This window comes from Methanocalculus natronophilus, assembly GCF_038751955.1.
In the GTDB taxonomy this organism is placed as follows: Archaea; Halobacteriota; Methanomicrobia; order Methanomicrobiales; family Methanocorpusculaceae; genus Methanocalculus; species Methanocalculus natronophilus.
This window is the reverse complement of record NZ_JBCEXH010000056.1, coordinates 261-694: the sequence shown is the minus strand read 5'-3', so window position 1 is coordinate 694 and position 434 is coordinate 261. Positions and strand designations below refer to the sequence as shown.

The following is a 434-nucleotide window of genomic DNA, read 5'->3' as shown; positions in this document are numbered from 1 at the left end:
ATCGTAAAGATCGAGAGTTAAATCAGTTAACTCATCTAAGTCCATATTCACAAAATCGATTGGTTCAGGTATATCAAATAAAGCTGTTAGTGTAACGTCACTATTTGTTGTTGTGTAGTCAAAGACTGCATCTTCACTGATTATATTACCGGCATCATCTTCCCAACCAATAAAATCATATTGATCGTCTGGATCGTTTGCGGTTATTGTAACTATGGTGTCTTCAACAACGGCTCTATCAATATCTTTAGATACTTCCCCAAGATAATAATTTGTTTCAAGTGTTAAACTGTAAGCTGGAGGATTATCAAAGATACCTACAAGGGGAGTGTCTTCATTTAAAGTGAATGTATAAGGATTTTCAGTACTTACTTCATTGCCTTCATTATCTTCCCAACGAATAAAGTTATAAAGGCCCTCCGGGTCATTTGCAG

Annotated in this window: 1 protein-coding gene; it reads right to left on the bottom strand. The window is 35.7% G+C overall.

Going from position 1 to position 434, the window contains the following annotated elements; all coding sequences use genetic code 11:
• On the bottom strand, positions 1 to 434 hold a 434-nt coding region (locus ABCO64_RS10380), incomplete at both ends, for an InlB B-repeat-containing protein (protein ID WP_343089411.1).